This window comes from Janibacter limosus NBRC 16128 (genome assembly GCF_001570985.1).
GTDB lineage: Bacteria > Actinomycetota > Actinomycetes > Actinomycetales > Dermatophilaceae > Janibacter > Janibacter limosus.
Genome location: NZ_BCSS01000089.1, coordinates 1 through 1797 on the forward strand (window position 1 = coordinate 1; position 1797 = coordinate 1797).

Genomic DNA, 1797 nt, shown 5'->3' on the forward strand with positions numbered 1-1797 from the left:
CGACACGACCTCCAACAGCTCCGCCTCGCTCAAGCCCTCCGGGCGCGCAGCAGACAACACCTCCAGCGAGGCAACCAGCCGACCGGGCAAGGACTCACGCACCGGCGACCCACCCGCCGTCCTGCTGAACTCCACCTGCTCGGTCATCGCGCCTCCCTTCGCCCCATCCATTATCGAACACCTGTTCGAAAACATCAAGGGGGTGTGGACAACCTTTTGGTGTCGCCCGACCTGCCTCCCCGACCCCGCTGAGGCTCGCAGCAACCACCGACAACCGGCCCCACGATGACGCCTGCCAGACTGACGGGCATGTTTGCGCAGCCGGGTGACACCTTCTACGAGCAGGTCGGGGGGCACGAGACCTTCGTGCGTCTCGTCCGCGCCTTCTACGAGGGGGTGGCCCAGGACCCGCCCCTGCGTGCCCTCTACCCCGAGGCGGACCTGGGTCCGGCCGAGGTCCGCCTGCGGATGTTCCTCGAGCAGTACTTCGGTGGACCCGGCACCTACAGCCAGGAGCGTGGCCACCCCCGGCTGCGGATGCGCCACGTCAACTACGCCGTGACCCCCGACCAGCGGGACCGATGGATGCAGCACATGCTCGCCGCCATGGACACCCTCGAGCTCCCCGAGTCCCACGACGCCGCCATGCGCGACTACTTCACCCGGGCCGCGGACATGCTCGTCAACGCCGACGACGAGGGCAACCGACTGTGACGGGCCGCGCCACGACCAGCCAGCCCACCCCCTTCGTCACCCGCGAGCTGCACCCTGCGGACTCCGCGGACGCCCCGTGGTGGCGCGATGCGGTGATCTACCAGATCTACCCGCGGTCCTGGGCCGACGGTGACGGTGACGGCATCGGTGACCTGCCCGGCATCACCTCGCGGTTGGAGCACCTGCGCGACCTCGGCGTCGACGCGGTGTGGCTCTCCCCCTTCTACTGCTCACCCCAGCGCGACGCCGGCTACGACGTCTCCGACCACCGCGACGTGGACCCGCTCTTCGGCACCCTCGACGACGCCGACGCGCTCATCGCGCGAGCCCATGCGCTCGACCTGCGGATCATCGTCGACATCGTCCCCAACCACAGCTCCTCGGACCACCCGTGGTTCCAGGAGGCGCTGGCCGCTGCCCCCGGCAGCCCCGAGCGCGATCGGTACATGTTCCGAGACGGACTCGGCACGGACGGCTCGCAGCCGCCGACCGACTGGCTCGCCAACTTCGGTGGTGGCGCGTGGACCCGCGTCACCGAGCCGGACGGCACCCCGGGCCAGTGGTACCTGCACCTCTTCGACCCCACGCAGCCGGACTTCAACTGGGACAACCGCGAGGTGCGCGCAGACTTCGAGACGACGCTGCGCTTCTGGCTCGACCGCGGGGTCGACGGCTTCCGCGTCGACGTCGCGCACGGGCTGGTCAAGGACCCGACCTTCCCGAACTTCGACAAGCACCCCGGCGGGCTCATGGAGGTCACCCACGCGGCGCCCTACTGGGACCAGGACGGCGTCCACGAGATCTACCGCAGCTGGCGCGCGCTGCTCGACTCCTACGGCGCCCCCGACCGGATCATGTGCGCCGAGGCGTGGGTCGCGCCGGCTGACCGGCTGGCCCGCTATGTGCGCGAGGACGAGTACCACCAGGCCTTCAACTTCGACTTCCTCGAGACGCCGTGGCAGGCCGAGCCGCTGCGGGCGGTCCTCGAGCGCTCCCTCACGTCCAATGACTCCGTCGGTGCGCCGGCCACCTGGGTGCTGAGCAACCACGACGTCCTGCGGCACGCGAGCCGCTTCGGCCTGC

The 1797-nt window shown here is 70.0% G+C and carries 2 protein-coding genes; both read left to right on the forward strand.

Annotated features, from left to right (window positions below; genetic code table 11):
- The first annotated feature begins 309 nt into the window (after positions 1-309).
- The gene (locus tag JLI01S_RS16450) at positions 310-714 is read left to right on the forward strand and encodes a globin (protein ID WP_068266743.1); all 405 of its coding nucleotides are present in this window, start codon (positions 310-312) and stop codon (positions 712-714) included.
- Positions 715-761: 47 nt separating this feature from the next.
- On the forward strand, positions 762-1797 hold a 1036-nt coding region (locus JLI01S_RS16455; RefSeq protein WP_245634662.1), incomplete at its 3' end, for an alpha-amylase family glycosyl hydrolase.

Excerpts from the sequence above, each read along its gene's own strand:
- JLI01S_RS16450 (WP_068266743.1), top strand. The coding sequence starts at position 310 with ATGTTTGCGCAGCCGGGTGACACCTTCTACGAGCAGGTCGGGGGGCAC.